At 37.5% G+C, this 2,918-nt stretch carries 6 protein-coding genes and 1 pseudogene; all 7 read right to left on the reverse strand.

Annotated features, from left to right (window positions below; translation table 11 throughout):
- A pseudogene (locus tag CDOM16188_RS10970) lies at nt 1-214 on the reverse strand (regulatory protein GemA); the annotation flags it as partial.
- Between the two features lie 102 nt (nt 215-316).
- The gene (locus tag CDOM16188_RS10975) at nt 317-778 is read right to left on the reverse strand and encodes a hypothetical protein (RefSeq protein WP_172202181.1); all 462 of its coding nucleotides are present in this window, start codon (nt 776-778) and stop codon (nt 317-319) included.
- Nucleotides 779-786: 8 nt separating this feature from the next.
- Nucleotides 787-1,326 (reverse strand): hypothetical protein, encoded by a 540-nt coding sequence (locus CDOM16188_RS10980; protein WP_172202183.1) that lies wholly within the window; start codon nt 1,324-1,326, stop codon nt 787-789.
- Nucleotides 1,327-1,404: 78 nt separating this feature from the next.
- A complete protein-coding gene (locus tag CDOM16188_RS10985; protein ID WP_172202151.1) occupies nt 1,405-1,893 on the reverse strand; it encodes a host-nuclease inhibitor Gam family protein in 489 nt (162 codons plus the stop codon).
- Entirely contained in the window at nt 1,884-2,090 is a 207-nt protein-coding gene (locus CDOM16188_RS10990; protein WP_172202185.1) for a hypothetical protein, read from the reverse strand. The genes CDOM16188_RS10985 and CDOM16188_RS10990 overlap by 10 nt, the downstream gene beginning before the upstream one ends.
- Nucleotides 2,091-2,218: 128 nt before the next feature.
- Nucleotides 2,219-2,584, reverse strand: a complete 366-nt coding sequence (locus CDOM16188_RS10995; protein WP_172202187.1) for a DUF4406 domain-containing protein — start codon at nt 2,582-2,584, stop codon at nt 2,219-2,221.
- Between the two features lie 69 nt (nt 2,585-2,653).
- Nucleotides 2,654-2,918: hypothetical protein (locus CDOM16188_RS11000; protein ID WP_172202157.1), on the reverse strand; the 265-nt coding region annotated here is incomplete at its 5' end.

Genomic DNA, 2,918 nt, shown 5'->3' on the forward strand with positions numbered 1-2,918 from the left:
AAGGCTTTAGATCTATCTCGTCCTCGCATTTGTTATTTAAAATATCAAGGATCTTGTTTAACTCTTTAAGGCTTAGCTCTTTTGAGCTGCTTACGCCAAATCTAACCGATAGCCAATCACTCCATGCGTCATTATCTTTGATGATTTTATATTGTGGATGAGTGTGAATTCTTGCTAAAAGCTGCTTTCTATATATCTCTTGATTTTTAGTCATCTTTACTCCTCGAGCGAACGAAGTCCGCATCTTGCGGGCGGGAGTATGCACTCCCTGCACCCACCTAAAGCACATCGCGGCGTGCCAGCCGCGCCGTAAGTTTTATTCACGTGCTTCTCCCGCATATACGCTTTTGCCGCTTTCAAGATCTGACTTTATAGTCGCTCTGATTCTCTCAAATTTTATTTTTATGCCCGGATCTTTGGCTCTATTTTCAAAGCTTCCGTTTGAAAGCTCTACATAAGGTTTCTTTTCTTCTTCAAAAGCTTCATTATCTCTTGGAAAGCGGTATATTATTTCGCAGCTTATTTCCCTGAAATATATGTCCTTAGCCCTTATCTCTTCTAAGTTATCAGCCCAAAATTCTCTTAGCTTAGCCTTGATATTTTCTTTGTTCATCTCAAATATCTGCTTTGCTCCCGGGTGAGAGAAGGTAAAATTTAGGTTTATGCCTTTAATGCTCGCATACTTAAACATCGCTTCGCTTATAAAGCCCTCTAATGCATATTTAGCCATAGTAGTTATCAGCTTGCGTCTGTTTAACTCGATCATTGTTTCGTGCATTTTAAACCTTATGCTTTTAATAGATTTCTTTTAAATTTGGCTTCCGAAACACCCATACTCATTTGTCCTATTAAAAACAATTCAGCGCGCTCCTCTTCTGTTAAAGGAGTTTTATCATCACTTTTCATATTACTCTCTATAGCCAAGTGGTGTTTCCATACAAAAGCTGTTTCCATATTTTTTAAAGTCTTTTTCCAAGCGTTAAAATACCCTTCTTTTAGTATTTCAAACTCTATAAATTCATATTCACTTAGCTCAAAACCTATCTTTTTGCCTCTTTGGAAATACTTAAAATCATCTTCGACAAAAAGACTTTTTATTTTCATAAAAATTCTAAACAATAGCCTCTTTTCAAATTCTGTTTTGTATCCAAAAAAGTATTTTTTAGTTTTTGTATCATCTAAAAAAGAATTTATGTCTATATTGTGTTTTTTGAGTATTTTTTCAAGTATATTTTTCGCATTTGTTGCTTCACCGCCTATGCCTTGCTCTGCTAGAGCTTGAAGCTTAAGAAGTTTTGCTTTTAGTTTTTCATTAATATCTTTCATTTTACCCTCAATTAAACCTTTTAATAAGCCTTTAAATACGTTTAAAAGCTTATCAAAGGGCTTGTTGCCCTTTAGAATTCAGACGTTTGCACTTTGTAAATTCTCTATCTTGGTTTCTATACGGAAGTTGTCTTTTACTACTCGCTTGAGACCAAGTTTTACAAGCTCGGCATCCCCAAGCTCTACAATGGCGTCTTTATTAATCGTCTCTTCATAACTAATGCACTCATCCAGCTTATAGCTTTTTAGAGCCTTGATAAGTTTTTCGACTTTTTCTTTTATGCGCGGTAAGCTAACGCTCTTGCTTAACTTATAGCCTATCTTGCCGAATGTAAATTCCTTGCTTCTTTTTTCGGCAAATTCAGCCTTATTCTCTTCACAAAAAGCCGTTATTTGACCCTCTATATACTTTTTCTCATTATCTAGTTTTTCAACTTGCGCCTTATGAGCGTCTTTTATCTCGTTGCACTTTAACGTTATTTCGCCGTTAATATCAGCTAGTGCCACCTCTAGCTCACACACTCTTTTGAGTGCGTTATCCACATCGCTAAAACTATTTATCTGCATCTTCTACTCCTTAAATTTGATTTTCTTCTGTTAGCTCTTATTCTTTGACTTAGATCTCTTTTGCCTCTTGTTCTTTTGACTCTAAAATTAGCCCTACGGGGCAGCGAAGGTCTCTTTCTTGGCATTTCTACGCTATCAAGCAATGGACTATCAAACGCAAGCCCCATAGCTGCAAGCAGTGATATTGATCTGCTCATCTCTTAATACTCCTTAAAATAATTAAATCTTCTTGCAAAAGCATGTGAGCAAACGTATCCGTAAAGAAAAGCCACTCCAAGTTTAGCCTTGGATCTCTTACTCTTTTTTACGATACGTAGCGCCATACTTAAATACCTAGCACAAGCTCAGCCGAGCCGTCTTTATTTAGCACTAGCTCGCTTATGCCTAGCTCTCTTGCTCTATCAAGCTCGGCGGACATTCCCTTGGAATTTTTACTATCCGGATGAGTGCTCATATAGATATGATCGCAACTTTCAAGTAGCTCTATTCCAGCCTCTAAAGCCTCATCTCTTTGTGTGTCTTCGTTAAATTTCCCTGCAAGCTCAAGCACCGCACTTACAGGCTCATATCCTGCTCTTCTTATCTTGGCGCACTCTTCTTTGGCTATGTTTTGTGCAAGGTAATCACGCATATTATCGCTGCATCTAAGCGCACCGTAAGGTGTGGCGACATAGACTCTAATCTCTTCCATTTGACTCCTTTAAATTTGATTGACTTTATCGGAGGCTAAAATTTAGCCCCCTGTAAAATCAAAGCTTCTTTAAATGCTTGCTTTATAAGCTTTCACATCTTCGCATTTTGTGCTAATGCTTTGCATTAATCTATCTAGCGCTTCACGCCTTACTATCTCTGCCGTATAGCACACTAGCTTTAGACTAAATTTCTCCTCATCGATGCTTACAAAAAGTTCGGTTTCAAATCTGCCTAAAATAGTTGTGTCCGCTTCATATATAGGCAATTCAAATGTAAGCTTATTTGGTAGAGTTAAGCTCTCTTTTGCCCCTGATTTTATCTCTACATCAAGA

This window comes from Campylobacter sp. RM16188, from assembly GCF_012978795.1.
GTDB classification, from domain to species: Bacteria; Campylobacterota; Campylobacteria; order Campylobacterales; family Campylobacteraceae; genus Campylobacter_A; species Campylobacter_A canis.